This window comes from Flavobacterium azizsancarii (assembly GCF_027980145.1).
GTDB lineage: Bacteria > Bacteroidota > Bacteroidia > Flavobacteriales > Flavobacteriaceae > Flavobacterium > Flavobacterium azizsancarii.
Genome location: NZ_JAMZNK010000011.1, coordinates 85,850 through 109,994 on the forward strand (window position 1 = coordinate 85,850; position 24,145 = coordinate 109,994).

23 protein-coding genes are annotated in these 24,145 nt (G+C 33.7%); 13 read left to right on the top strand and 10 right to left on the bottom strand.

What is annotated here, in order from left to right; all coding sequences use genetic code 11:
- Positions 1 to 45: 45 nt before the first annotated feature.
- Together NJT12_RS09295 and NJT12_RS09300 are read right to left on the bottom strand one after the other, a co-directional pair.
- Entirely contained in the window at positions 46 to 468 is a 423-nt protein-coding gene (locus NJT12_RS09295) for a DoxX family protein (protein WP_271335619.1), read from the bottom strand.
- 120 nt (positions 469 to 588) lie between these two features.
- The gene (locus NJT12_RS09300) at positions 589 to 2,217 is read right to left on the bottom strand and encodes an acyl-CoA carboxylase subunit beta (protein ID WP_271335620.1); all 1,629 of its coding nucleotides are present in this window, start codon (positions 2,215 to 2,217) and stop codon (positions 589 to 591) included.
- Between the two features lie 200 nt (positions 2,218 to 2,417).
- Between NJT12_RS09300 and NJT12_RS09305 the strand changes: the two genes are divergently transcribed.
- The 4 genes from NJT12_RS09305 to NJT12_RS09320 all read left to right on the top strand — a co-directional run bounded on the left by NJT12_RS09305 (position 2,418) and on the right by NJT12_RS09320 (position 4,240).
- Positions 2,418 to 3,008, top strand: coding sequence for a TetR/AcrR family transcriptional regulator (locus NJT12_RS09305; protein WP_271335621.1), 591 nt, complete (start codon positions 2,418 to 2,420; stop codon positions 3,006 to 3,008).
- A gap of 117 nt (positions 3,009 to 3,125) precedes the next feature.
- The gene (locus tag NJT12_RS09310) at positions 3,126 to 3,536 is read left to right on the top strand and encodes a hypothetical protein (protein ID WP_271335622.1); all 411 of its coding nucleotides are present in this window, start codon (positions 3,126 to 3,128) and stop codon (positions 3,534 to 3,536) included.
- Between the two features lie 6 nt (positions 3,537 to 3,542).
- Entirely contained in the window at positions 3,543 to 3,854 is a 312-nt protein-coding gene (locus NJT12_RS09315; protein ID WP_271335623.1) for a DUF3817 domain-containing protein, read from the top strand.
- 179 nt (positions 3,855 to 4,033) lie between these two features.
- Complete coding sequence (locus NJT12_RS09320) at positions 4,034 to 4,240, top strand: hypothetical protein (RefSeq protein ID WP_271335624.1); 207 nt, start codon at positions 4,034 to 4,036, stop codon at positions 4,238 to 4,240.
- A gap of 61 nt (positions 4,241 to 4,301) precedes the next feature.
- Here the strand turns inward: NJT12_RS09320 and lpxD are convergent, their stop codons facing one another.
- The 3 genes from lpxD to prfB form a co-directional block, all read right to left on the bottom strand.
- On the bottom strand, positions 4,302 to 5,300 hold the full coding sequence (lpxD, locus tag NJT12_RS09325) for a UDP-3-O-(3-hydroxymyristoyl)glucosamine N-acyltransferase (RefSeq protein ID WP_271335625.1): 999 nt from the start codon (positions 5,298 to 5,300) through the stop codon (positions 4,302 to 4,304).
- 622 nt (positions 5,301 to 5,922) lie between these two features.
- Positions 5,923 to 6,369: a peptide-methionine (R)-S-oxide reductase MsrB gene (msrB, locus tag NJT12_RS09330; RefSeq protein WP_271335626.1), complete on the bottom strand. Its 447-nt coding sequence runs from the start codon at positions 6,367 to 6,369 to the stop codon at positions 5,923 to 5,925.
- Between the two features lie 111 nt (positions 6,370 to 6,480).
- Positions 6,481 to 7,579, bottom strand: a protein-coding gene (gene prfB / locus NJT12_RS09335) for a peptide chain release factor 2 (RefSeq protein ID WP_271335627.1) whose coding sequence is annotated in 2 segments (ribosomal slippage) — positions 6,481 to 7,515 and positions 7,517 to 7,579 — 1,098 coding nt in all. Because the reading frame shifts where the segments join, the coding sequence is not laid out codon by codon here.
- A 196-nt stretch (positions 7,580 to 7,775) separates the two neighbouring features.
- On the opposite strand from prfB, the gene NJT12_RS09340 reads away from it, so the two are divergent.
- Both NJT12_RS09340 and NJT12_RS09345 read left to right on the top strand, forming a co-directional pair.
- Entirely contained in the window at positions 7,776 to 8,837 is a 1,062-nt protein-coding gene (locus NJT12_RS09340; RefSeq protein ID WP_271335628.1) for a flavin monoamine oxidase family protein, read from the top strand.
- A gap of 150 nt (positions 8,838 to 8,987) precedes the next feature.
- On the top strand, positions 8,988 to 10,007 hold the full coding sequence (locus NJT12_RS09345) for a threonine aldolase family protein (protein ID WP_271335629.1): 1,020 nt from the start codon (positions 8,988 to 8,990) through the stop codon (positions 10,005 to 10,007).
- A 151-nt stretch (positions 10,008 to 10,158) separates the two neighbouring features.
- Here NJT12_RS09345 and NJT12_RS09350 read toward each other — a convergent pair whose 3' ends face one another.
- The gene (locus NJT12_RS09350; RefSeq protein WP_072955651.1) at positions 10,159 to 10,479 is read right to left on the bottom strand and encodes a YbaB/EbfC family nucleoid-associated protein; all 321 of its coding nucleotides are present in this window, start codon (positions 10,477 to 10,479) and stop codon (positions 10,159 to 10,161) included.
- Between the two features lie 142 nt (positions 10,480 to 10,621).
- Here NJT12_RS09350 and NJT12_RS09355 point away from each other — a divergent pair, with 142 nt between their 5' ends.
- From NJT12_RS09355 to NJT12_RS09370, 4 genes are all read left to right on the top strand, one after another.
- Positions 10,622 to 12,682: a S9 family peptidase gene (locus NJT12_RS09355; RefSeq protein ID WP_271335630.1), complete on the top strand. Its 2,061-nt coding sequence runs from the start codon at positions 10,622 to 10,624 to the stop codon at positions 12,680 to 12,682.
- Positions 12,683 to 12,752: 70 nt separating this feature from the next.
- Positions 12,753 to 13,793, top strand: a complete 1,041-nt coding sequence (gene capA / locus NJT12_RS09360) for a cysteate synthase (RefSeq protein ID WP_065447924.1) — start codon at positions 12,753 to 12,755, stop codon at positions 13,791 to 13,793.
- A gap of 378 nt (positions 13,794 to 14,171) precedes the next feature.
- On the top strand, positions 14,172 to 15,101 hold the full coding sequence (locus NJT12_RS09365) for a LamG domain-containing protein (protein WP_271335632.1): 930 nt from the start codon (positions 14,172 to 14,174) through the stop codon (positions 15,099 to 15,101).
- 440 nt (positions 15,102 to 15,541) lie between these two features.
- Entirely contained in the window at positions 15,542 to 16,450 is a 909-nt protein-coding gene (locus NJT12_RS09370) for a LamG-like jellyroll fold domain-containing protein (RefSeq protein ID WP_271335633.1), read from the top strand.
- Positions 16,451 to 16,803: 353 nt separating this feature from the next.
- Here the strand turns inward: NJT12_RS09370 and NJT12_RS09375 are convergent, their stop codons facing one another.
- The 4 genes from NJT12_RS09375 to gcvT form a co-directional block, all read right to left on the bottom strand.
- Positions 16,804 to 17,517, bottom strand: coding sequence for a YebC/PmpR family DNA-binding transcriptional regulator (locus tag NJT12_RS09375; RefSeq protein WP_271335634.1), 714 nt, complete (start codon positions 17,515 to 17,517; stop codon positions 16,804 to 16,806).
- A 116-nt stretch (positions 17,518 to 17,633) separates the two neighbouring features.
- Positions 17,634 to 17,867 carry a hypothetical protein gene (locus NJT12_RS09380; protein WP_271335635.1) on the bottom strand — a complete coding sequence of 78 codons (234 nt, stop codon included), beginning with the start codon at positions 17,865 to 17,867 and terminating at the stop codon, positions 17,634 to 17,636.
- On the bottom strand, positions 17,845 to 19,875 hold the full coding sequence (locus tag NJT12_RS09385) for a carboxy terminal-processing peptidase (protein WP_271335636.1): 2,031 nt from the start codon (positions 19,873 to 19,875) through the stop codon (positions 17,845 to 17,847). The genes NJT12_RS09380 and NJT12_RS09385 overlap by 23 nt, the downstream gene beginning before the upstream one ends.
- Before the next feature lie 194 nt (positions 19,876 to 20,069).
- Positions 20,070 to 21,152 (bottom strand): glycine cleavage system aminomethyltransferase GcvT, encoded by a 1,083-nt coding sequence (gene gcvT / locus NJT12_RS09390; RefSeq protein ID WP_271335637.1) that lies wholly within the window; start codon positions 21,150 to 21,152, stop codon positions 20,070 to 20,072.
- Positions 21,153 to 21,747: 595 nt separating this feature from the next.
- Here gcvT and NJT12_RS09395 point away from each other — a divergent pair.
- The 3 genes from NJT12_RS09395 to NJT12_RS09405 all read left to right on the top strand — a co-directional run bounded on the left by NJT12_RS09395 (position 21,748) and on the right by NJT12_RS09405 (position 24,123).
- Positions 21,748 to 22,596 carry an NAD(P)H-hydrate dehydratase gene (locus NJT12_RS09395; RefSeq protein WP_271335638.1) on the top strand — a complete coding sequence of 283 codons (849 nt, stop codon included), beginning with the start codon at positions 21,748 to 21,750 and terminating at the stop codon, positions 22,594 to 22,596.
- 371 nt (positions 22,597 to 22,967) lie between these two features.
- On the top strand, positions 22,968 to 23,750 hold the full coding sequence (locus NJT12_RS09400; RefSeq protein WP_271335639.1) for a HipA family kinase: 783 nt from the start codon (positions 22,968 to 22,970) through the stop codon (positions 23,748 to 23,750).
- Positions 23,740 to 24,123 (top strand): DUF3037 domain-containing protein, encoded by a 384-nt coding sequence (locus NJT12_RS09405; RefSeq protein ID WP_271335640.1) that lies wholly within the window; start codon positions 23,740 to 23,742, stop codon positions 24,121 to 24,123. Before NJT12_RS09400 ends, NJT12_RS09405 begins: the two co-directional genes overlap by 11 nt.
- Positions 24,124 to 24,145 lie beyond the last annotated feature (22 nt).

Sequence of the window (24,145 nt, forward strand, 5' to 3'; positions counted from 1 at the left end):
TTTATCCCCAACATTCCTGTAATTATTGCTGAGGATAGAATAAAATTATTTTTGCATTTTGAAATAATAATCAGCGGAATGTTTTCCACTTCCATAAAAAAGGAAGAAAATACAAGCTAGTAAAACTACTATTGCCAAAATTAAACTCTCAGAGTGCATATGTCCCATAAAGTTAATAAGGATTGCTCCAAAGAGTATTGGTAACTGAGCTGCAATTGCCCAACGCGTAAGTAGCCCGAAAACGATCATAATGCCACCAATCATGTGGGCTGGCGCAATATAATGTACAAGAAACATACCGCCGCCAAATTGATCAATTGGCGAAATTAAATCATGTAAATACTGAATGTTGGTTATGAACCAAACTCCCTTCATAAATAAAAAAACACCTAAAACAATACGTACTAAATCTACTGGTAAATAAGTGTGCGCATTTGCCCATTTATTTAAACTTTTTACATTTTCCATGATACTACGTGATTAGAAATTACATATAAAGTTACTAATTTTTAATGAAGTATTTGTTTTTAAAGGGTTAAAGATGAGTGATTTGGTAATTTTTTAACGAATTTAATGTATTTATGAAAATCAGACCTGAATTACACCCAGATTAAAAGCTTTTTGAATAGGAGCGTGGTTGGCAGCTTCGATACCCATAGAAATCCAGGTACGAGTATCTAGAGGATCGATGATCGCGTCTGTCCATAATCTTGAAGCGGCATAATAAGGCGAAGTTTGTTCGTCATAACGCGCTTTTATTTTATTAAATAATTCCGCTTCTTTGGCTTCGTCTACGATTTCTCCTTTTGCTTTAAGCGAAGAAGCTTCAATTTGTGCCAGTACTTTTGCAGCCTGAGTTCCGCCCATAACAGCAAGTTCTGCACTTGGCCAGGCAAAAATTAACCTCGGATCATAGGCTTTTCCGCACATGGCATAATTTCCTGCTCCGTATGAGTTACCAACAATAACAGTAAATTTTGGAACAACAGAGTTACTTACAGCGTTAACCATTTTTGCACCGTCTTTTATGATTCCGCCATGTTCAGATTTTGATCCTACCATAAAACCGGTTACATCTTGTACAAATACCAGCGGGATTTTCTTTTGGTTGCAATTGGCAATAAAACGAGTGGCTTTATCAGCACTGTCAGAATAGATGACACCACCAAACTGCATTTCGCCTTTTTTGGTTTTTACTACTTTTCTTTGATTCGCAACTATACCTACAGCCCAACCGTCGATTCTGGCATAACCTGTAATGATGGTTTGACCGTAACCCTCTTTATAAGCTTCAAATTCTGAATTATCAACCAAACGATTGATGATTTCCATCATATCATATTGCTCGTTTCGGGCTTTTGGTAAAATTCCGTAGATATCCTTGGGATCTAAAGCAGGTTTTTCAGCTTTGATTCTGTTATAACCGGCTTTGTCGTAATCACCTATTTTATCAACTATATTTTTTATTTTATCTAAGGCATCTTTATCATCTTTAGCCTTATAATCTGTCACTCCGGAAATTTCGCAATGTGTTGTCGCACCGCCCAGAGTTTCATTATCAATAGTTTCGCCAATGGCTGCTTTTACGAGATAACTTCCTGCAAGGAAAATGCTTCCTGTTTTATCTACAATCAAGGCTTCATCACTCATAATAGGCAAGTAAGCACCACCCGCAACACAACTACCCATAACGGCAGCAATTTGAGTGATTCCCATACTGCTCATTTGAGCATTGTTTCTAAAGATTCGGCCAAAATGTTCTTTGTCAGGAAAAATTTCATCCTGAAGTGGCAAATAAACACCTGCACTATCAACTAAATAAATAATTGGCAATCTGTTTTCCATAGCAATTTCCTGCGCACGAAGGTTTTTCTTTCCTGTAATAGGAAACCAGGCGCCGGCTTTTACAGTAGCATCATTAGCAACAACAATGCATTGTTTACCTCTTATGTATCCTATTTTGATGACTACACCACCAGACGGACAACCGCCGTGTTCAGCATACATTCCGTCTCCGACAAAACCTCCAATTTCAATATTTTTTGCACCTTCATCCAATAGATAAGCGATACGTTCGCGAGCTGTCATTTTACCTTCGGCATGCAGTTTTTCGATACGTTTTTCGCCTCCGCCCAATTTCACTTTGGCAAATCTTTGTTTTAAGTCAGAAAGTAGTAATTTATTGTGATCTTCGTTTTTATTGAAGTTTAAATCCATGATATATTGTTGTTTTTACAAAATAGTGTTGGCTAATTTACAAAATCAATTGAAACCCACACAATAAATAGTATCGACTTATAAAATAAATGTATGTTTTTGAAATTATAAAATTCGTAAAAAATAGACCAGACTTTCAAATTGATCTTTACTCATATTTTTTGCTTTAATTTGTTGTTTCATACCAATTAGTATTTTTTATGTCAAAAGCAGCCAATACACGACTTACAATTCTTCATAAAGCGTTTGAATTAATTTATTCAAAAGGTTATCAAACTACTAGTATTGATGATATCATTGCGACTACACAAGTTACGAAAGGTGCTTTTTATTATCATTTTAAAACAAAAGATGAAATGGGAATCGCTATTATCGAAGAAATTTTAAAACCTACAATGCTTGAAAGTTTTATACAGCCAATCGAAAATTCGCAAAATCCTATCGACGATTTGTATAATATGATTTCGTATTTACTGCTTGAGGATCCTTTTTTAGAAGTAAAATACGGTTGCCCGGTTGGAAATTTAACTCAGGAAATGACTCCATGGAATACTCAGTTTAGCAAAGCTTTACTTGAATTGGTAAATCAATGGATGCATACTATTCAAAAAATAATTTTAGAGGCTCAAAATTCCGGCCTTGTTCGAAAGGAAATTAATGGAGAACAAGTAGCTTTTTTTATTATGTCCGGCTATTGGGGGATACGTAATTTTGGAAAACTTCAAAATAATAATTCATGCTATATTGTTTATTTAAAAGAGTTTAGGGATTATTTGAACGGCTTGAAATAAAATCTAACTCAAAAACATACTAATTAGTATGTTTTTGAATATATTTGCATTGTCAATAATCAAAAAACAATGTATCAAACTCTTTTAATTTGCCATTCTTTTTTAAGATGGTTCGTTTTGATAAGCTTATTATATTCTATTTTTAGAGCTTACAAAGGATATTTTTATCAATTATCGTTTACTAAGACAGATAATTTAGTCCGGCATTGGACTGCTACAATTGCTCATATTCAATTAATTTTCGGGATACTAATCTACGTGCAAAGCCCAATTGTAAAATATCTTTGGGCTAATTTTTCGACAGCTATTCAAAATATGGATAGTGCTTTCTTCGGAATTCTTCATATTTTATTAATGCTTACTGCAATTGTTTTAATAACCATTGGTTCTGCTTTGGCAAAAAGAAAGCCAACTGATCGTGATAAATTTAAGACGATGCTCATTTGGTTTTCAATAGCCTTATTCATCATTTTTATTGCCATTCCGTGGCCTTTTTCACCTTTAGCAAGCAGACCTTATTTAAGATAAAATTTTATGACACATTTACTACAGACAAATACCGGAAGATTACGAATTATTGGTTTCTTAGAAGGAATTTCACTATTGGTTTTGCTTTTTATAGCTGTTCCTTTAAAATACATTTTTGAAACGCCATTTTTAACCAGACCTATTGGAACTATTCATGGGGCTTTATTTTTACTATTTATTTTTAATACTTTAAGCGTAGGTGTAGAGCAAAATTGGAAATTTAGTGATACCACCTGGAAAGTGCTTTTAGCATGTTTAATTCCGTTTGGGACTTTTTATATAGATGCTAAAATTTTAAGCAAGATTGAAGTTAAATAGGCATCAATTCTAAAAATCTTTGGAAAGACAGCGGTTTTTACCGCAAAGTAAACCAAGATTTTAAATGTATAGTTCTGTAAAAAACAAACAATATTAGGATGAAATTTTTGCGCACCTTGCCGTTAAATAATACAATTATATTCACCTAAGTTTAAATCATCAAATTAAAAATCAAAAAAATGGTTTTAGTTTTTAAAACAAATATCGATACCGTTTCTAAGGTGAAACGAATTTCGGCAAAATTGAATAAGCTTTTTCCAAAATCAAAATGGAACTTTGATCTTGAAGATTGTGATAATATCTTAAGATTTGAATCTGATATTGATATCGTAAAAGAAGTTATGATCTTAATGAAAATTACAGGTTTTGAGTGTGAAGCTTTGTAAAGTATTAAGCAAAAAAAAACAGAAGTCACCTTCTGTTTTTTTATATAATATATATTGTTTGTTATTTTTTAGAATCGCAAACCATTCTTTTCAAAATAGCCCATTGTTTTAAGGCATCACGAGCTTCGACAGCAGGATATCCCAACATTGTTTTACCTGCAGCAACATCGCCAACTACACCAGAACCTGCACCAACGATAGCACCATCGCCAATAGTAGTATGATCTTTTATAGAAGCGCTTCCGCCAATAATAACTCCGTTTCCTAAAGTTACAGATCCGGCTAAACCGCTATTTCCGGCCATGATACAAAATTTACCTAATTTACTATTGTGTCCAATTTGAACCAAATTGTCGATTTTGCATCCGTCACCAAGAACTGTTGAGCTAAATTTTCCACGATCAACACAAGAGTTAGCACCTATTTCAACACCGTTTCCGATAATTACATTTCCTATTTGCGGAATTTTTACAAGACCTTTTTCACTACAAGGACGGAACCCAAAACCATCAGCACCAATTGTTGCATTTGGATGAATAATACAATCGCTGCCAATATGACAACGTTCACGTACTACAGTTCCTGACCAGATAATGGTGTTTTTACCAATAGTACATTCGTCTAAAATTGTAACATTTGGATAAATAGTTGCATGTGCTCCAATTTCAACTTTTGGACCAATATAACAGCCTGCACCAATTCGTGCACCTTCGCCAATAATTGCTGTTTCGTCTACATTTGCTGACTTATGAATATTATTGCGAAAGATTGGAGTAGGAGGAGCAAAAAGGGCTAAGATCTGAGACATCGCTAAATCAGCATTCTTTACTTTAATAAAAGCACGATTATTTCCAGGTTCGATCGAAATGTCTTCATTTACAACTGCAATTGAAGCTTTTGATCCTTCCCAGAATTTTTCATACTTTTTATTTCCTATAAATGAAATTTCAGAAGTGGTCGCTTTCTCTAATTGTTCTGTTGCTGATACGCTTTGCGAAGTTGTGCCGTAAATTACGCCATTAATAACTTCATTAATTTCTTGAATTGAATAGGATTTCATCGAATGAATTTAATTGATTTAGGGGTTAATTCGCACCAAATAAAATCAATTAGATTTAAATTACCTAATCTTATTTTGAACTTTTTTAAATAGTATTTTAAATAATAGTTTAAATATTACAAATTTAACATTAAATCTATTAATTTGTTGATGGTTTTTAAATTATTGGTGGTATATGAATTTTTTTAATTCACCTATTTGTAGGTTTTTAATTGCCTTTTTATAAACTGTTCGATTTGTATAGATAGAGAGATTGATAAAACTGTATCTTGTTTTAAATCAAATTGTTTTGCTTTTTTAGGGGCTTCAAATGTCTGTGTAATTGATTCTCTCAGGATGTTGAAATTTTGTAAGTTTCCCGTTTATCTTTTTCTTTTAAGGATTTTCCGAAATTCTTATATTTAATTTCGGGTAAATGATATATAACGCGGTTTTAATTCAATTATTTTGAGACCGTTTTTATAGTTTAACTTTCAGAAATGTTTATATTGTTAAGTTAAAACTTACATGATTAAAATGGAAAGATTTTTGGAGGGTATTTTGAAATAGTTCTTTCGGTATTTTTATTGCAGTAGAAAAACAAAAAAGCGATCCATTTGATAACAAGGAATCGCTTTTATATTTATTCTTTTATTTTAGACAATGAGATAGCATTAATGCAATAACGTAGACCACTTGGTTCCGGGCCATCAGGAAAAACGTGTCCTAAATGTGCATCGCAGGTATTACAAACTACTTCGACACGAATCATTCCGTATGATTTATCAGCATTGTATGCGATTGCATTTTCTTTTAAAGGTTGTGTAAAAGAAGGCCAGCCTGTTCCTGATTCAAATTTTTCGCTTGCATCAAAAAGTAAAGTGCCACAACATTTGCATTCATATATTCCAGGATCGAATAAGCTGCAAAGTTCAGAGCTAAAAGATCGTTCTGTACCTTTTAAACGTGTAACCTGAAATTCTTCAGGAGTTAAAATTTGTTTCCACTCTTCCGGTGTTTTCTCTACTCTTTTATCCGGAGTAGGATTTCCTTTATTCGTAAAATGAATTATATCTGCCCACTTAATCATAACTTTTTTATTTAGTTTATAGTCTCAGTTTTCAGTTTATAGTCTCAGTTTTCAACCTCAGTCTCAGTATTTGCGGACTGTAAAGCTGTGACTGAAAACTGAGACTAAAAATTATTCTTCCTCTTTTTGTCCCATCATCATTAAAAATGCTTTCAGGAAAGGATCAATATTTCCGTTCATTACGCCATCAACATCACTGGTTTCATAACCGGTACGAACATCTTTTACTAATTTATAAGGCTGCATTACATAATTACGTATTTGCGAACCCCATTCGATTTTCATTTTTCCGGCTTCGATATCAGCACGTTGCGCCTGTTGTTTTTTCAATTCGATTTCGTACAATTGAGAACGTAGCATTTGCATGGCGCGTTGTCTGTTGTCTTGTTGAGAACGAGTTTCAGAACATTGAATCTGGATTCCGGTTGGTTTGTGAACCAATTGCACTTTTGTTTCAACCTTATTTACATTTTGTCCTCCGGCTCCACTAGAACGAGAAGTTGTAATTTCGATATCAGCAGGATTAATGTCAATTTCTATACTATCATCTACAAGCGGATAGACATAAACAGATGCAAATGAAGTATGACGTTTGGCATTACTATCAAAAGGAGAGATTCGCACTAAGCGATGGACGCCGTTTTCTCCTTTTAAATATCCAAAAGAATAATCGCCTTCAAACTCCAGCGTTACGGTTTTTATTCCCGCAACCTCACCAGCCTGAAAGTTAAGTTCTTTTATCTTGAAGCCATAACTTTCTCCCCACATCATATACATACGCATCAGCATTCCTGCCCAATCACAACTTTCGGTTCCGCCCGCACCGGCAGTAATTTGTACTACGGCACTTAAGCTGTCACCTTCGTCAGAAAGCATGTTTTTGAATTCGATGTTTTCGATATGAGCCTGGGTTGTGTTATAATGCTCGTCTAATTCTTCTGCAGAAAGTTCTCCTTCTTTATAAAAATCGTAGGCAAGTTGCAATTCATCTGTAAGTTCGATTGCTTTATTATAATCTTCGATCCATTTTTTCTTATTTCGAAGGTTTTTTACAATCACTTCAGCTTCTTTTGGATTGTTCCAAAAGTCGGGTGCGAAAGTTTTTTCTTCTTCGTTGGCGATTTCAATTAGTTTGGCATCAACGTCAAAGATACCTCCTCAACGCACCAAGGCGCTCCACAATACCTTTTATTTGTTCGGTAGTTGTCATAAATTAATAGTAGTTTTATAAGTTTTTATAAATAGTACGTCATTAAAATAAACATTCTAAAAACGTAATTTTGTCCTGCAAAAATAGCTATAGTTTTTATATTATAGGAATAAATTTAACAGGAGAAAAAAGAAATTAAAAGTCTATAACTCAAATAATGATATGGATAATTTAAGTACGTACAATTTACATAAAGATGAAACAAAGAATAACAATTTTAGGAGGTGGATTATCGGGATTATTAATTGGTTACAGATTGAAGAAATTAGGATTTAAAATTCAGATTCTGGAAGCAAGAAATCGTTTGGGCGGTAGAATTTCGACGGTTTTAAGTGCGAATGAAACTCCTGTAGAAATGGGGGCAACCTGGTTTGGAGAACAACATATTAATCTTTTGGCTTTGTTAAAAGAACTTGGACTTTCGTATTTTGAACAACATATGAAAGGTGCTGCTTATTTTGAAGCTTTTTCTATGGCGCCACCGCAAAGTATTGATATTCCTGATGACAATCCGAGTTATAGAATAGCCGGCGGTACATCATCGTTGATAAAAGTGCTGGCAGAATATTTTGATAAAGAGGAGGTTTATTTGAATCAACAGGTAAAAGAGTTAGATTTTAATAATGATGTTGTCATGATAACTACGGATCATAGAAGTTTTGAAACAGATATTGTGATTTCAACTTTACCGCCAGCCTTATTAGTTAATTCAATTAAGTTTTTGCCGTCAATTTCATCAGAACTTAGTGATATTGCTAAATCTACTCATACCTGGATGCAGGATGCTATTAAGGTGGCTTTGGTTTATAAAGAGCCATTCTGGAGGAATAAAAATATATCCGGGACTTTGTTTAGTAATGTTGGGCCAGTAACGGAGTTTTACGATCATTCTAATTATGAAGTCACAAAATACGCTTTATGTGGATTTATTAATAGTGGTTATTCTCAATTTTCTAAAGAGGAAAGAAAAGAAAAAATAATCAGTCAGTTGGAACGGTTATTAGGTTCTGAAGTTTTAGAATACATTGCTTATGAAGAAATTATTTGGTCTGAAGAACCTTTTACCAAGGATAAAGAACAGGGAAATATTTTTGTTTATCCGCATCAAAACAACGGGAATGCTGTTTTTTCTCAGGACTATTTTAATAATAAATTTTATATCTCCGGCACAGAAACTTCGTCTCACTTTCCGGGGTATATCGAGGGTGCTGTATTTTCAGCCAACAAAATAGTTTCTAAAATTGTAAATTATCTGTAGAATAATGTGGTGGTTTTATATGTTTTTTGCAAATATTACGTTAATTTGGTTCTATAGTAAGTTTCAAGTTAAATTTTAATAAAACTTACCAAGAATAACTCTTAGGAATATGTAATTTTGCTCTACAAAAAAAGATATACTTTTTAGAATATGGAAATAAATTTAATTAGCGATACCATTACCAAGCCTACACACGAAATGTTGCAGTATATGTTTAACGCTCATGTTGGCGATGATGTATACAGGCAAGATCCTACGGTTATAGAGTTAGAGACCAGAGTAGCTGAATTTTTTGGTATGGAAGCCGGGCTTTTTTTTCCGTCAGGAACTATGGCAAATCAAACCGCTATCAAATTACATACACAACCCGGAGAGCAGTTAATTGCAGATAAATATGCACATGTCTACAATTATGAAGGTGGAGGAGTTTCGTTTAACAGCGGTGTTTCATGCTGTCTATTAGATGGAAATCGAGGAATGATTACTGCAAGTCAGGTGGCTGCTGCGATCAATGATCCGGAATTTTATCATGCTCCGCTAACAAGTTTGGTTTGTGTAGAAAATACAACAAACAAAGGTGGTGGTGCTTGTTATGAATTAGAAGATTTAAGAGAAATAAAAAAGGTTTGTGATGCTAATAATTTGAAATTCCATCTTGATGGAGCTAGAATTTGGAATGCACTGATAGCCAAAAGACAAAATCCGAAAGAATTTGGAGCTATTTTCGATACTATTTCGGTTTGTTTGTCAAAAGGTTTAGGTGCGCCAATTGGTTCAGTATTATTAGGATCTAAAGCTGATATTCACAGAGCGTTGAGAGTCAGAAAGATACTTGGCGGAGGAATGCGTCAGGTAGGTTATTTGGCGGCGGCGGGATTGTATGCTTTGGCAAATAATATCGAACGATTAGCGGAGGATCATAGAAGGGCTAAAGAAATTGCAGCAGTAATAAGCACAAAACCTTGGGTGGCGCATATAGAACCGGTAGAAACTAATATTTTGATTTTCTCGCTGACAGAAGGTTACAGTGATCAGCTTTTGATTGAAAAATTAAAAAACAAAAACATATTGATCAGCTCAATGGGACACAATAAACTTAGGGTTGTAACGCATTTAGATTATAAAGAAGTAATGCATACCTATGTGATTGAAACGCTGCAGAAATTCTAAAAAAAGGTGCAAAGTAGCATAGGTGCAAAGGAACAAAGGTTTAATAAAAAAAGAGGCAAAATATGCCTCTTTTTTTTGTCCAGAAACTTCAGGTGTGCAAGATAAAAAACTTTGAACCTTTGCAACTCTGAACCTTTGTACCTTTTGAAATCTATTTAAACAAATTATCCATTCCCGGAATCATTGGCATATCCATTTTTGCAACAGCATCAAGTTCTTGTTCATTAACACTTGTTGCTTTTTCAATTGCTTTGTTTAGTGTTATAATAAGATAGTCTTCAAGTTGTTCTTTATCTTCAAGCAAAGAGTCGTCAATAGAGATTGATTTTATCTTTCTATTTGCTGTTAATGTTACTTTTAGTAATCCGTCAGCGCTTTGTTCATCAATCAAAACAGTATCCAGACGCTTTTTTGTATCTTCAATTTTTTGTTGGGTTTCTTTAAGTTTACCCATCATTCCCATTAAATCCATTTTTGTCGATTTTAAATTAATTCATACAAAATTAGTATATTGCTTTATGATAACAATAGAATATTTTATGAAAAAATTAATTCTCTTCTGTTGTCTTTGTAGTATTTTTGCTCCTTCGTATTTAAAAACTAATGCTTAATCAATGCAAAACGATATAATGGCTCCAAAAGCCAAAGAAATTCCTAAATCATTAAAAAAACATAAAGAAACAAGAGTCGATAATTATTTTTGGCTTAACGACCGCGAAAATCCTGAAGTTATCGATTATCTAAATCAGGAAAACTCATATTACCAAAGTATGACTTCACATACAAAAGATCTTCAGGAGAATTTGTATGAGGAAATGAAAAGCAGAATTAAGGAAGATGATTCATCGGTGCCTTATTTCTACAATGGTTACTATTATATTACCCGTTTCGAGACTGGCCAGGATTATCCTATATTTTCAAGAAAAAAGGGAAGCCTTTCTGCAGATGAAGAAATTTTATTCAATTGCAATGAATTGGCAAAAGATCAGGCTTATTTTAAATTAGGAGGTTTAAGTGTGAGTCCGGATAACAAGTTTGCAAGTTTTGGGGTTGATATCGTAGGAAGAAGAATTTATACTATTCAGATCAAAAACTTAGAAACAGGAGAGATTTTATCAGATAAAATCGAAAATGCTACCGGAGGATCAGTTTGGGCAAATGATAATAATACTATTTTTTATACGAGACAAGATGAGGTTACTTTAAGGGCAGATAAGGTTTTTAGACATAAACTAAATACTGATACTGCGGCTGATGTTTTGGTCTTTAATGAAACTGATGATACTTTTAATGTTTCTGTAAGCAAAGAGAAATCAAGAAAATATATTGTTATTGGTTCAGGAAGTACTTTGACTACTGAATATAGGATTTTGAATTCTGATACTCCTGATGGTGAATTTGAGGTTTTCCAGCCTCGTGTTCGCGGTTTAGAATATAGTATTTCTCATTTTGAGGACTCTTTTTATATTTTAACCAATAAAGACAAGGCGACTAACTTTAAGTTGATGAAAACGCCTGAAAATAAAACAGGCAAGAAAAACTGGGTTGACCTAATTCCGCATCGCGAAGACGTTTTGTTGGAAGATATTGAAATTTTCAAAAACTATTTAGTGGTTGAAGAGCGCTCAAATGGTTTGAATCATATTCGTATTATGCCATGGAATGGTGAAGCGGATTATTATCTTCCGTTTGGCAGTGAGACTTACAACGCTTATACTACCACAAATATTGATTTTGATACAGATATTTTGCGTTATAGCTATCAATCGCTTGCAACGCCTTCGTCTGTAATTGATTTTGATATGAAGACTAAAAGTAAGGAAATCTTAAAAGAACACCAGGTTTTGGGAGGTAAGTTTGATAAAGAGAATTATATCGAAGAACGTGTCTGGGCAACTGCCAGAGATGGTGTCAAAGTGCCTATTTCGATGATTTACCGCAAAGGATTAAATAAAAACGGTAAAAATCCGTTATTGCTTTATGCTTATGGTTCATACGGAATCACAATGGACACCTATTTCTCATCGACCCGACTTTCTTTGTTAGATCGCGGTTTTGTTTACGCAATCGCCCATATTAGAGGAGGAGAGGATTTAGGAAGACAATGGTATGAAGATGGAAAACTGTTAAAAAAGAAAAATACCTTTACAGATTTCATTGATTGCTCTAAATTTGTAATCAGCGAAAATTACACATCTCCTGAACATTTATATGCTGAAGGAGGATCTGCAGGAGGACTTTTAATGGGTGTTATTATCAATGAAGCTCCGGAATTATACAACGGAGTGATTGCTCAGGTACCTTTTGTAGATGTTATTACAACTATGTTAGACGACAGTATTCCGTTAACAACTGGAGAATACGACGAATGGGGAAACCCGAATAATAAAAAATATTACGATTATATGTTATCGTACTCACCGTATGATAATATAAAAGCGCAAAACTATCCTAATATGTATGTTTCTACGGGACTACATGATTCACAGGTACAGTATTGGGAGCCAGCTAAATGGGTGGCTAAGCTTAGAAATCTAAAAACAAATAAAAATCTTTTATTTTTAGATACCAATATGGATGCGGGACATGGTGGAGCTTCTGGACGTTTTGAGGCTTTAAGAGACTTAGCAAAAGAATTTAGTTTTTTATTAGATTTAGAAAAAATTGAAAGCTAATTAGAAATTTTTTGTTAAATTTGCAACCTATCAAGGGTATTTAAAAATACCTTCGATTAACTATTTTTTTATGAAAGAAGAAATAAACGCTTATAATAATGTTTTAGAGTTAATAGGTAATACCCCACTTATTAAGCTAAATAAAATTACCGAAGAGTTAGAAGGTAATTTCTACGCGAAGGTAGAAGCTTTTAATCCGGGACATTCCTCAAAAGATAGAATAGCGTTATATATTATTGAAGAAGCCGAGAAAAAAGGAATCCTAACGCCAGGTGATACTATCATTGAGACAACATCAGGTAATACGGGTTTTAGTTTAGCAATGGTAAGCATTATAAAAGGTTATAACTGTATATTGGCAGTAAGCTCAAAATCATCGAAAGATAAGATTGACATGTTAAGAAGTCTGGGAGCAAAGGTATATGTATGCCCCGCCCACGTTTCAGCAGATGATGAAAGATCTTATTATAATGTAGCCAAACGTTTGCACGAAGAAACAAAAGGCTCGGTTTACATCAATCAGTATTTTAATCAACTAAATATTGATGCGCACTATAACACTACAGGTCCTGAAATTTGGGAGCAAACTAAAGGACAAATCACACATCTTGTGGCTTGTAGCGGAACTGGAGGAACAATTTCCGGAACTGCAAAATTCCTTAAAGAACAAAATCCAAATATTAGAATTTTAGGTGTTGATGCTTTTGGGTCTGTTTTAAAGAAGTACCACGAAACAAGGGAATTTGATAACAAAGAGATTTATCCGTATCGTATAGAGGGTTTAGGTAAAAACCTGATTCCATCTGCTACAGATTTCGATATTATCGATAAGTTTATCAAGGTAACCGATGAAGAAAGTGCTCACTCAGCCAGAGAAATCACCCGAAAAGAAGGTTTATTTGTTGGGTATACTTCCGGAGCTGTAATGCAGGCAATCAAACAGTATGCAGAAGAAGGCGAATTTACCAAGGATAGTAATATTATTGCTATTTTTCCTGATCACGGTTCTCGCTATATGAGTAAAGTGTTTAGTGATGACTGGATGAATGAACAAGGTTTCTTTGACAGTGTTAATGAAGAAGAAGTTCAAAAAATTGAATTTGTAAAGTAGTAAAATACTTTTATACATAAATATAAGCTCCATTTGTAAAACAAATGGAGCTTTTTTTATGGGGTTATTTTTTTAAGCAGCTGATTGTTACTTTATAAAGCATCAGGTCGTACTTTTTCTGAATGTTAATGTTTCGGTTTTAATTGTGAATACCGTATTTCTACGTAAGAATTATTGAATTCTGTTAACGTAAATTTATTATTTTAATAATTTCACTAAGAGTATAAATAAATACAATTGCAGGTAAGAAATCATTGGTTTTGGTTATTTAAACGATTATTTAGGTTAGTTGTCGAAAAAATTTCCGCTCAAAAACATAATAATCTAGTTTAGCAGTGTTAAAATGACACAAAGTTTTAATCCCCTAAATCTACTACTATGAAAAAATTTCTACTCACTTTGATGTTTGTAAGTTATTTGAATGTTAATGCTCAAAATCCAATTCAGGAGTTTAATTTCAATGGTACTTTAAATAATACTGCTAATACTACTTCTTTTATGGGAACAAATAATTTTGTTGCTGACAGAGCCGGATTAGTAAAGGGAGCGCAACGACTTGCCAATAAGGCTCTCGAAGCTGTTATTGATGATCTTCCTCAAGGTGATAATGCGAGATCGGTAAGTATTTGGGTGAAATTAAACGACATTACTTCTGCAAACTATATATGGGGTTACGGAACTGCTTATAATGCTCAATATTGTGGATTATTGCAACAAGGTACTGCTTCTTCGAATTCAGATTTAAGTTTGGCAGGCTGGGGAGCCTCTAATGATGTAATTGTTTCAACTCCTCTTGAAAAAAATGTTTGGTATCAATATACAATAACATACGATGGGAAGGTTTCTAAAATTTACCGGAATGGTCAATTGCTTAAATCTGTTAACGGAATTGCACGTTCTACTAAAGGAAACATTTTCAGACTGGGAGAAATCAATACCACTATAGGTATTAATGCAGATATAGACGATTTAAAGATTTATAATATTGCTTTGACTGATGAACAAGTCATGACATTATATGATAGTTCAAAAGCTGTTATTTCTATTGCTGCTGCTATTGAACCGGCTTCTGCTGTAAAAGCAGTAAAAAAAGTAGAAGTTAAGACAAAAACAATTGCAAAAGCTGCTCTGTCAAATATTATTACAACAGGAGATATTAATGAAATGCCTAAGAACGTTGAGGTATTCTCGCAAGGACAAAAAATTTACGGAAGTAATACTAATACAATGAATATTCATGATTTGCCGGAAGGAACTTATTTGTTGAAAATAACAAATACACCTTCAAAAAAAGTAACTTCAAATTAAAAACAAAATTTAGGTTTATTAAAATAGTTAGTTAATTAATTTTTATTTTTTTTATGTTGTTTGGTAAGCAATTATTTTTTTGAATAGTGAAAAAGCCTTCTGAATTTTTACTTTGGATGGCTTTTTAATTTTACAGGCTGAGTTTTTGTATTCCTTTTTTTTGTAAAATGTTTTTACAAATGTTAGAAAAGATGTTTTTTTAGTTTCGTTTTTTGTAATAATATCGCAATTATACATGATAAGCATTTTTTAGTTTGAATTAATATTATATTTTTAACAAAAAATAATATTATAATTTAATTTTAATAAAATGCATAAAGCTGTTGAAAGTAGCTGTTTAAGGAATTTAGATGTGCTTTTGAATTTGTTTTTGCTTCTGTTAAATGTTACTATGTTTGGTGCTTTTTTTAAGCACGTTGAATCCCCCTAAATCTATAAATATGAAAAAATTATTACTGACATTAATGTTCGTAAGTTTTTTAAGTACTAATGCTCAAAATCCAGTACAGGAGTTCAATTTTGATGGAACTTTAAGTAATACTGATAATACTATTTCCTTTTTAGGTGCGCCAAATTTTGTAAATGACAGAATGGGAGTTGCCAAAGGTGCTCAAAGGCTTACCAGCAAAGCTTTGCAAGGTGTAGTTGGAGATCTTCCGCAAGGAAATAAACCGAGAACAATATCTATTTGGGTAAAATTTAATGCTATAAATTCAGTAAACTATATTTTGGGTTATGGCACCGCTTTAAGTACTCAGTATTTTGGTCTTGTACAGCAATCTGCATCTTCCGGAAATTCAGATTTAAGTTTGGTAGGTTGGGGCGATGCAAATAATATGATAGTTTCAGTTCCGCTTCAAAAAGAAGTCTGGTATCAATATAGTGTCACTTATGAAGGTAATATCTCAAAACTGTATCGTAACGGAGAATTATTAAAAACCGTTGAAGGGATTCCGCGTTCAACAAAAGGTTATATTCTAAGGTTGGGATCAATAAACTCAACAGTTGGCATAAACGCTGATGTAGACGATCTTAGAATCTACAGTGTTGCAATGACAGACGAACAAGTTATGGAATCTTATAATAGTTCGAAACCAACTGCTGCAATTGAAAATGCAGTTACAAATACAGTAAAAAAGAATGCTGCATTAACGGCACCTGCCAAAACTACAATTGCAGCAAAAACAGCAACTTCTGCAGTTTCTGCAATTGAGTCGAATACAGGTTCTAAAAATGTTGAGGTTTTCTCGCAGGGAAAAAAAATAATGGGTAGTAATGCTTCTAATATTGCAGATTTACCGGAAGGGACTTATTTATTGAAAATAACCACTAATCCGTCTAAAAAGTAATTTAAAATTAAGAATAAGATAATAAGCCGTTTAAGAAAAATTAATTTTAGTAAATAGATATTTCTTAATAAAAAAAAGCCTCTTAAAAATTAGACTTTAAGAGGCTTTTGTTTTTATTGTTTTAGTTAATAACACTAAGAACTACAAATAAAATTACCAAAACGATAACGGCGTATTTTGTGTATTTTGATGTTTGCATAAATTTGTTTTTTGAATTGGTTTATAATGTGGTACTGACAAATATAATAGTTTATTTTAATTCTAATACTTTCTGTCAGACTTTTTAGGAATGTTTAAAAAACAAAAAAGCCCTGAATAATTCAGAGCTTTTAAATATTTTATAAAAGAAAAAATTATGCTTCCTGCATCGTATGATAAACGTTCATTACGTCATCATCTTCTTCAATTTTTTCGATTAGTTTTTCAACGTCAGCGATTTGAGCTTCAGTAAGTTCTTTGGTAATTTGCGGAATACGCTCAAAACCAGAAGATAAAATTTCAAGACCTCTGTTTTCTAATTCTTTCTGTAAAGCTCCAAAGCTTCCAAAAGGCGCGTAGATTAAGATTCCGTCTTCGTCTTCGAAAACCTCTTCAGCACCAAAATCAATTAGTTCTAGTTCCAGTTCTTCAGGATCAAGATTACCTTTTGCAATTCTGAAGTTACAAGTATGGTCAAACATAAACTCAACAGAACCCTGAGTTCCCATTGTACCGTTACATTTATTAAAGTAGCTTCGAATGTTTGCTACCGTTCTATTATTGTTGTCAGATGCAGTTTCAATCAAAATGGCAATTCCGTGAGGAGCATATCCTTCAAACAAAATCTCTTTATAGTTGGCAGTATCTTTATTGCTTGCATTTTTTATCGCGCGCTCCACATTTTCCTTAGGCATGTTAGCGGCTTTTGCATTTTGTATTACAGCTCGTAATCTAGAATTGGCATCTGGGTTAGGGCCACCTTCTTTAACAGCCATAACGATGTCTTTACCAATTCGGGTAAATGTTTTAGCCATTGCTGACCAACGTTTCATTTTTCTTCCTTTTCTAAATTCGAACGCTCTTCCCATTACTAATTTTTTATTTTGAGATGCAAAAATACGGTTATTCCTTTTTTTAGCAAAATCAATGATTAAGTTTTTTTGATTTGTTTCAAGTTTCAGGTTTCAGTTTTTTGTTGGAGACATTAGAAAATGATAAATAAAAAGTTCAATTCGTTATGAATTGAACTTTTTATTGAAACCTGAAACCTGAAACCTGAAACCTGAAACCTGAAACCTGAAATCTGAAACCTGAAACCTGAAACCTGAAACCTGAAACCTGAAACCTGAAACCTGAAACCTGAAACCTGAAACCTGAAACCTGAAACCTGAAACCTGAAACCTGAAACCTGAAACCTACTTCGCGGTATTAAAATCATTAATTATATTAACTGCTTCATTCAGGTACGGATTCGTTTTAAGATGATCGATCTGGTACTGATTTATCGTTTTGTCGTTTGGATAAACGCTTAATAAATATTGATTTACGGTAGAGTTATAAACGTCTAACGGATTGTTTTCATCATTAAACGTATTAATTTCTGTCCAGAGCGAGTTTACTGTTTTTTTCTGTTGAAAAATAGCATCCAATGTCATCGGAATTTCGGCTTTTGGTTTGTTTACCAATTCATCGATTTTTTGGTTTATTATATTTATGTTATTAAAAAAGTAATTATCTGCCAGTCTTGTAGTACTGTTTTTTGCCAGCTTATCGATTAGAGCTCGTTTTACGTAAGGTTTGTATTTTAGAAACGGTTCAATACTATCATTTTTAATAGCGGTCGGGAAATCACTTTCTTTTTGGTAAACCCCTTCATAGAATTCAGGAAGCATCACGTCAGGTTTCACTCCTTTATATTGATGGCTTTTTCCGGTAACCCTGTAAAATTTGTTGATAGTTATTTTTAGAAAATCAGTGTTTTTAGTTTCGTCAAGCGAAAGTATAGTTTGCATAGTCGCCTTGCCAAGCGTAGTGCTTCCCAATAATAAAGCACGATTATAATCTTGCAGTATAGAAGCAAAAAATTCACTTGCCGAAGCTGTGTTGCTGTTTACTAAAATTACAATTGGTCCTTTATAAATTAAACCTTTGTAAGGATCATTAATAACAGATTTGACCTGGTTATTATCTACCACAATCGAAAGTGGTCCGTAATCAATAAACATTCCCGCCAATTTTATGGCTTCTTCCATCGATCCGCCGCCGTTATCAGTCAAATCAATAACAAGACCTTTTATATTGTCCCTTTCCAGTTTTATAACTTCTCGTGCCACATCATCGGCACAGCCTTTTCGGCTGTTTCCATCTAAATCAGCATAGAAACTCGGAATTTTAATGTATCCTATTTTGCTATCCTTACCAATAATGAAGCTGAAAACAGAATTTTCCTCATCTTTCATTATTTGCTTTTCGATAAAAACATCAAAGCTTTTCCCTGAATTTCGTTTTAGGGTAAGTGTTATGCTTTTATTAGATTCTGACAAAATCATGGTTGATATCGATTCTAAAGAAGCACACGAAACCTGCAGTGTTTCTTTTTGATTGGATATCGAAACAATCTGATCGCCTTTTTTTATCTGTCCCGTTTGATAGGCGGGGCCATTGGGATCAAGTTCAGCTATAATAATTTCATTTTTTTCATTCAGGTTTACAGTCATTCCCAAAGACAAATGTTCTTTTGATAATGATGCTACGAAACTCGTTTTAGAATCATCACTAAAATAGGCAGTATGAGGATCAAAATAAGTACAGAAATAATTATAGAGCTTTTCTTCCTGTTTGATGTTCGTTTCCAAAAGCGTGTTGATTCGGCAAATTTCATTTGACAAAATCAAGTTTTTAGCTTTTAATTCTATTGATTTAAAATTAGCTTTAATAGAATCCAGATTATCACTTGTTTCCGCTATTTCGTCTAAAATTTGATAACGGATTTTTTTGGACCAAACCTTTTCCAAATCTTCTTTTTTAAGATAAAACGGAAATGATTTTTTATAGAATCGAATCGTATCATTTTTAGTATAATCGATAGGTTCCTTTTGTATTTTTTCCAGAACGGCTTTAGTTCTCAAAAGACCATCTTTATATTTTTGAGTTATATCATCTAAAAAACTGCAGTTATCACTAAGAATAAAATCGTCTAAATTCGTACGATATTTCTCTGACATATCACCATATTCTGACTTGTAAAATATATTTCTCGAAGGATCTAATTCGTTCATCAGATTATCAAAAACAAAAACAGATAAACTATCATCTACCGGTTTTGGCCTGATATGTTCTGCTTGAATAAGGGCATTTATTTTATTTAGTATTTCACAAGTGTTATTGGTGTTCTGACTGAATAAAACACTGGTAGTCAGTAAAAATAATAGGGAGAGCTTTTTCATAGATCGAAAATCATCGTTTACATTAAAATTACGTTTATTTTTTCATTAAGAGTTATAATTTCTATAAAAAATCTTACAGATAAACGATTTGTTTTTTAATATAGAAATAGGCAAAAAGTAAACTTTGAATCTCCGCTAAAAAAAAATGCACTACAGTTGATTGTAGTGCATTTTCTAAGATATTGAATAAAAATCTATTTCTTATAAAAAGGTAATTTTACCACTTTTGCAGGAACATCATTTTTTCTAATTCTGATAAAAATGTCAGTATCTACAGCACTATTGTTAACAGTAACATATCCTAAACCAATTCCTTTGTTCATAGAAGGCGACATCGTTCCAGAAGTTACAACACCAATAACAGCACCAGAAGCATCAACGATTTCATAATCATGTCTTGGTACAGCACGTTCCTGCATTTCAAAAGCCACTAATTTTTTAGTAACACCTTCTTCTTTTTGTTTTTTCAGGTTTTCTGAATTTGTAAATTCTTTAGTGAATTTTGTAATCCATCCCAAACCAGCCTCAAAAGGCGAAGTAGTATCATTAATATCATTACCATACAAACAGAATCCCATTTCTAAACGTAAAGTATCACGGGCAGCCAAGCCAATAGGTTTGATTCCAAAAGCTGCACCAGCCTCAAAAACCTTGTTCCAGATTGTTTCAGCATCAGCATTTTTACAATAGATTTCAAATCCGCCAGAACCCGTATAACCGGTTGCAGAGATAATTACATCACTAAATCCTGCAAAATCAGCCACTTCAAAATGATAATATGGTATAGCCGATAAATCTATAGAAGATAAAGGCTGCATTGCCTCAACCGCTTTTGGTCCCTGAATGGCCAATAATGAATAATCATCCGAAAGGTTTTTCATATCAACACCCAAATCATTGTGCGATGAAATCCAGTTCCAGTCTTTCTCAATATTCGAAGCATTTACAACCAGTAAATACTCTTCCTCTTTCATTTTATATACAATCAAATCATCAACAATTCCGCCATCATTGTTTGGTAGACAAGAATATTGCGCTCTGCCAATCGTCAAAGTCGACGCATCATTTGAAGTTACTTTCTGAATCAAGGCCAAAGCATTTGGACCTGTCAATAAGAATTCACCCATATGCGAAACGTCAAAAACGCCCACACTGTTACGAACCGTCTCATGTTCAGCGTTAATTCCTTCATAAGTAATAGGCATATTATAACCTGCAAAAGGAAGCATTTTCGCTCCCAAACTCTCATGTATGTGCGTAAGCGCAGTATTTTTCATTGTGTTGTTTTATAAAATTGTGTCGCAAATTTATTCAAAAAATATCTAAAAAGAATACAATAAATTATAAAATTCGCAATGATTAGGAGCTATTTCCTGCTATCCGCTATATCTTTTATTTTTTAAAGAAAAAAACAAAAGGATATCGCTCCTATCAGGGCTAGAGATTTTGGGAAACATGAAACACTTTCTTCTTCATTTTTTGCGTAACTTTAATAACCTTAATTAATCCGTTGGGGGTAAATAAATAAAAATTTAATTGAACACATAGAAACATAGCTTGTATGATTTTGAAAAAGTAAATCAAAAAGAAACTCGTTTCTCACACATAGTCCCGATAGCTATCGGGATGTGTTAATGCAAGTGAAACGACTTTTTTAAGCTTTAAAATCTATGTTTCTATGTGTTAAAATAATTATAAACAAAAACGTTTATTATCATAAAATTAAGTTGGAAGATGAAACGTCAGCTAATTAAAAAATTCGTTTTTATCTCCGTTTTTACGAAGTAAATCCGTTTCATCCGCGTCATAAATAAGCATCAACTAGAATCAAAAAGTGATTAAAAAATTAAAACAATTAGATAAATAAGCCAAATGAAAGATCCGCTTTTAATCACCAAAGAAGAAATTCTAAAATTCTACAAGCCCGTAAATCCTCATACACATAAAGGACTTCAGGGTCATGCGGTGATTATTGCCGGAAGTTATGGCAAAATAGGAGCAGCCGTTTTAGCATCAAAATCCTGCTTAAAATCAGGTTGCGGACTCGTAACTACTTATACGCCAAAATGTGGTTATCAAATTCTGCAAATCTCAATTCCTGAGGTTATGGTAGTCACAGATGAAAATGCCAATTTTATTACCAATATTCATCTTCCCATTCAGCCACAAGCCATCGCGATTGGTCCCGGAATAGGGAAGGAGTTAGGCACACAAAAAGCGGTATTCGAATTTTTAAGAGTCAATAAAACACCTCTTGTTCTTGATGCTGATGCGTTGAATATCTTAGCCGAAAATCAATCCTGGTTAGAATTAGTTCCTGACAACACGATTCTGACACCACATCCAAAAGAACTGGAACGTTTAATAGGCAAGTGGAATTCAGAATCTGAAAAGTTTCAGAAAACAATCGCATTCTCTGAAAAGTATAAAGTTATCATCGTCATGAAAGGCGCACCAACTTACATTATCAATAAAAATCAAATCTACGAAAACACCACAGGAAATGCTGCTTTAGCAACCGCAGGAAGCGGCGACACCTTAACCGGAATCATCACTAGTTTTCTGGCGCAAGGTTATGAACCTAAATATGCCGTAAAACTTGGCGTCTTTCTTCACGGATTAACTGCTGATATTGCCTTGCCACAAACCGGTTATCAGTCGTTTATCGCATCGGATATTATTGAGAATCTGGGTAAAGCTTTTTTGAGTTTAGATCATTAGACTTCTTAGAATCCTAGATTTGTTAGATTTTAAGCAAAGATTTTATAGTTTTGTTCATTTCGACGAAAGGTGAAATCACACAAGAAACTCTATTACGAAAAGACCCAATCTTTGTCGATCCTCTAGTGCGATCCTTCCTCCGTCAGGATGACAAAAAAATGAAGAGCTTTCTCAACTTTACGATTTAAACAGCACAAACACGAATAAAAAATCCGCTTTTTTCAGCGTCTTCGCTTTAGCGAATCCGTTTTATCCGCGTACATTTCTGCTTTACGGTTAAATAAGCAAAATCTAAGAAATCTAAGAAATCTAAGAAGTCTAAAAATCTAACAATCTAAATTAGTAAGTTTGTATTTCAGTAAATACTGCTTATGAAAAACAATTTCGATCTCAGAACGGTAAACGTTACACGATATATTACGCCTTTGCGCGAAGGCGGTTCATTACCCGCTTTGGCAGAAGCCGATGACGATTTTAAATACGTCTTAAAATTCAGAGGAGCCGGTCACGGCGTAAAAGCTTTGATAGCCGAATTAGTAGGCGGACAAATCGCTAAAGCATTAAAATTGCAATTACCGGAATTAGTTTTTGCTAATCTCGACGAGGCATTTGGCAGAAACGAAGGCGACGAAGAAATTCAGGATTTACTGCAAGGTAGCCAGGGATTAAATCTCGCACTTCATTTTTTATCCGGAGCTATCACTTTCGATCCTGTCGTAACAACTGTTGATGCTAAATTAGCCTCGCAGATTGTTTGGTTAGACGCTTATATTACCAATGTCGATCGTACATTCAGAAACACCAATATGTTGATCTGGCACAAAGAATTATGGCTTATCGATCATGGCGCATGTTTGTATTTTCACCATTCCTGGAACAATTGGGAGCAACATGCCAAAAGTCCGTTTGCTTTGATAAAAGATCACGTTTTATTGCCACAAGCCTCTCTTTTAAAAGAAGTTGATGCCGAATATAAAACACTTTTAACACCGGAAATTCTGGTAGATATTGTAAATACAATTCCGGAAGAGTGGCTTCAATGGGAGGATATAGACGAAACTCCTGAAACTTTGCGAAATGTATACTTACAGTTTTTGCAAACGAGATTAAACAATTCAGAAATCTTTGTAAACCAAGCGAATAATGCAAGATAGTCACTTATATGAGTATGCCGTAATTCGTGTGGTACCAAGAGTAGAACGCGAAGAATTCCTGAATATCGGAGTCATTTTATTTTGCAAAAGAGCCAAGTTTATAAAAGTATTACACCACATAAACGATGCGAAAGTCGAGGCCTTATCAAACGATTTTGATATCGAACAATTGCATTGCAACATAACAGCATTAGAAAAAATTGTAAACGGAGCCAAAGATGGCGGCCCGATAGGAGCAATGGATATTCCGGAACGTTTTCGCTGGTTAACCGCCATACGCAGTTCAGCCATACAAACTTCAAGACCACATACAGGATTATCCCAGGATTTAGAAAAAACAGTTCAAAGATTGTTTGAAGAATTAGTTCTTTAGAGGAAGGTTCAAAGTTGCAAAG

What these genes read in the sequence shown, in the direction of transcription:
- gcvT (WP_271335637.1), bottom strand. Translation starts at nt 21,152, where the DNA reads ATGAAAAATACTGCGCTTACGCACATACATGAGAGTTTGGGAGCGAAA.
- NJT12_RS09350 (WP_072955651.1), bottom strand. Translation starts at nt 10,479, where the DNA reads ATGGATTTAATGGGAATGATGGGTAAACTTAAAGAAACCCAACAAAAA.
- NJT12_RS09395 (WP_271335638.1), top strand. Translation starts at nt 21,748, where the DNA reads ATGAAAGATCCGCTTTTAATCACCAAAGAAGAAATTCTAAAATTCTAC.
- NJT12_RS09355 (WP_271335630.1), top strand. Translation starts at nt 10,622, where the DNA reads ATGCAAAACGATATAATGGCTCCAAAAGCCAAAGAAATTCCTAAATCA.
- NJT12_RS09320 (WP_271335624.1), top strand. Translation starts at nt 4,034, where the DNA reads ATGGTTTTAGTTTTTAAAACAAATATCGATACCGTTTCTAAGGTGAAA.
- NJT12_RS09340 (WP_271335628.1), top strand. Translation starts at nt 7,776, where the DNA reads ATGAAACAAAGAATAACAATTTTAGGAGGTGGATTATCGGGATTATTA.
- NJT12_RS09300 (WP_271335620.1), bottom strand. Translation starts at nt 2,217, where the DNA reads ATGGATTTAAACTTCAATAAAAACGAAGATCACAATAAATTACTACTT.
- NJT12_RS09345 (WP_271335629.1), top strand. Translation starts at nt 8,988, where the DNA reads ATGGAAATAAATTTAATTAGCGATACCATTACCAAGCCTACACACGAA.
- capA (WP_065447924.1), top strand. Translation starts at nt 12,753, where the DNA reads ATGAAAGAAGAAATAAACGCTTATAATAATGTTTTAGAGTTAATAGGT.
- NJT12_RS09375 (WP_271335634.1), bottom strand. Translation starts at nt 17,517, where the DNA reads ATGGGAAGAGCGTTCGAATTTAGAAAAGGAAGAAAAATGAAACGTTGG.
- NJT12_RS09295 (WP_271335619.1), bottom strand. Translation starts at nt 468, where the DNA reads ATGGAAAATGTAAAAAGTTTAAATAAATGGGCAAATGCGCACACTTAT.
- NJT12_RS09370 (WP_271335633.1), top strand. Translation starts at nt 15,542, where the DNA reads ATGAAAAAATTATTACTGACATTAATGTTCGTAAGTTTTTTAAGTACT.
- NJT12_RS09315 (WP_271335623.1), top strand. Translation starts at nt 3,543, where the DNA reads ATGACACATTTACTACAGACAAATACCGGAAGATTACGAATTATTGGT.
- lpxD (WP_271335625.1), bottom strand. Translation starts at nt 5,300, where the DNA reads ATGAAATCCTATTCAATTCAAGAAATTAATGAAGTTATTAATGGCGTA.
- NJT12_RS09385 (WP_271335636.1), bottom strand. Translation starts at nt 19,875, where the DNA reads ATGAAAAAGCTCTCCCTATTATTTTTACTGACTACCAGTGTTTTATTC.
- msrB (WP_271335626.1), bottom strand. Translation starts at nt 6,369, where the DNA reads ATGATTAAGTGGGCAGATATAATTCATTTTACGAATAAAGGAAATCCT.
- NJT12_RS09400 (WP_271335639.1), top strand. Translation starts at nt 22,968, where the DNA reads ATGAAAAACAATTTCGATCTCAGAACGGTAAACGTTACACGATATATT.
- NJT12_RS09380 (WP_271335635.1), bottom strand. Translation starts at nt 17,867, where the DNA reads ATGATTTTAATACCGCGAAGTAGGTTTCAGGTTTCAGGTTTCAGGTTT.
- NJT12_RS09305 (WP_271335621.1), top strand. Translation starts at nt 2,418, where the DNA reads ATGTCAAAAGCAGCCAATACACGACTTACAATTCTTCATAAAGCGTTT.
- NJT12_RS09405 (WP_271335640.1), top strand. Translation starts at nt 23,740, where the DNA reads ATGCAAGATAGTCACTTATATGAGTATGCCGTAATTCGTGTGGTACCA.
- NJT12_RS09365 (WP_271335632.1), top strand. Translation starts at nt 14,172, where the DNA reads ATGAAAAAATTTCTACTCACTTTGATGTTTGTAAGTTATTTGAATGTT.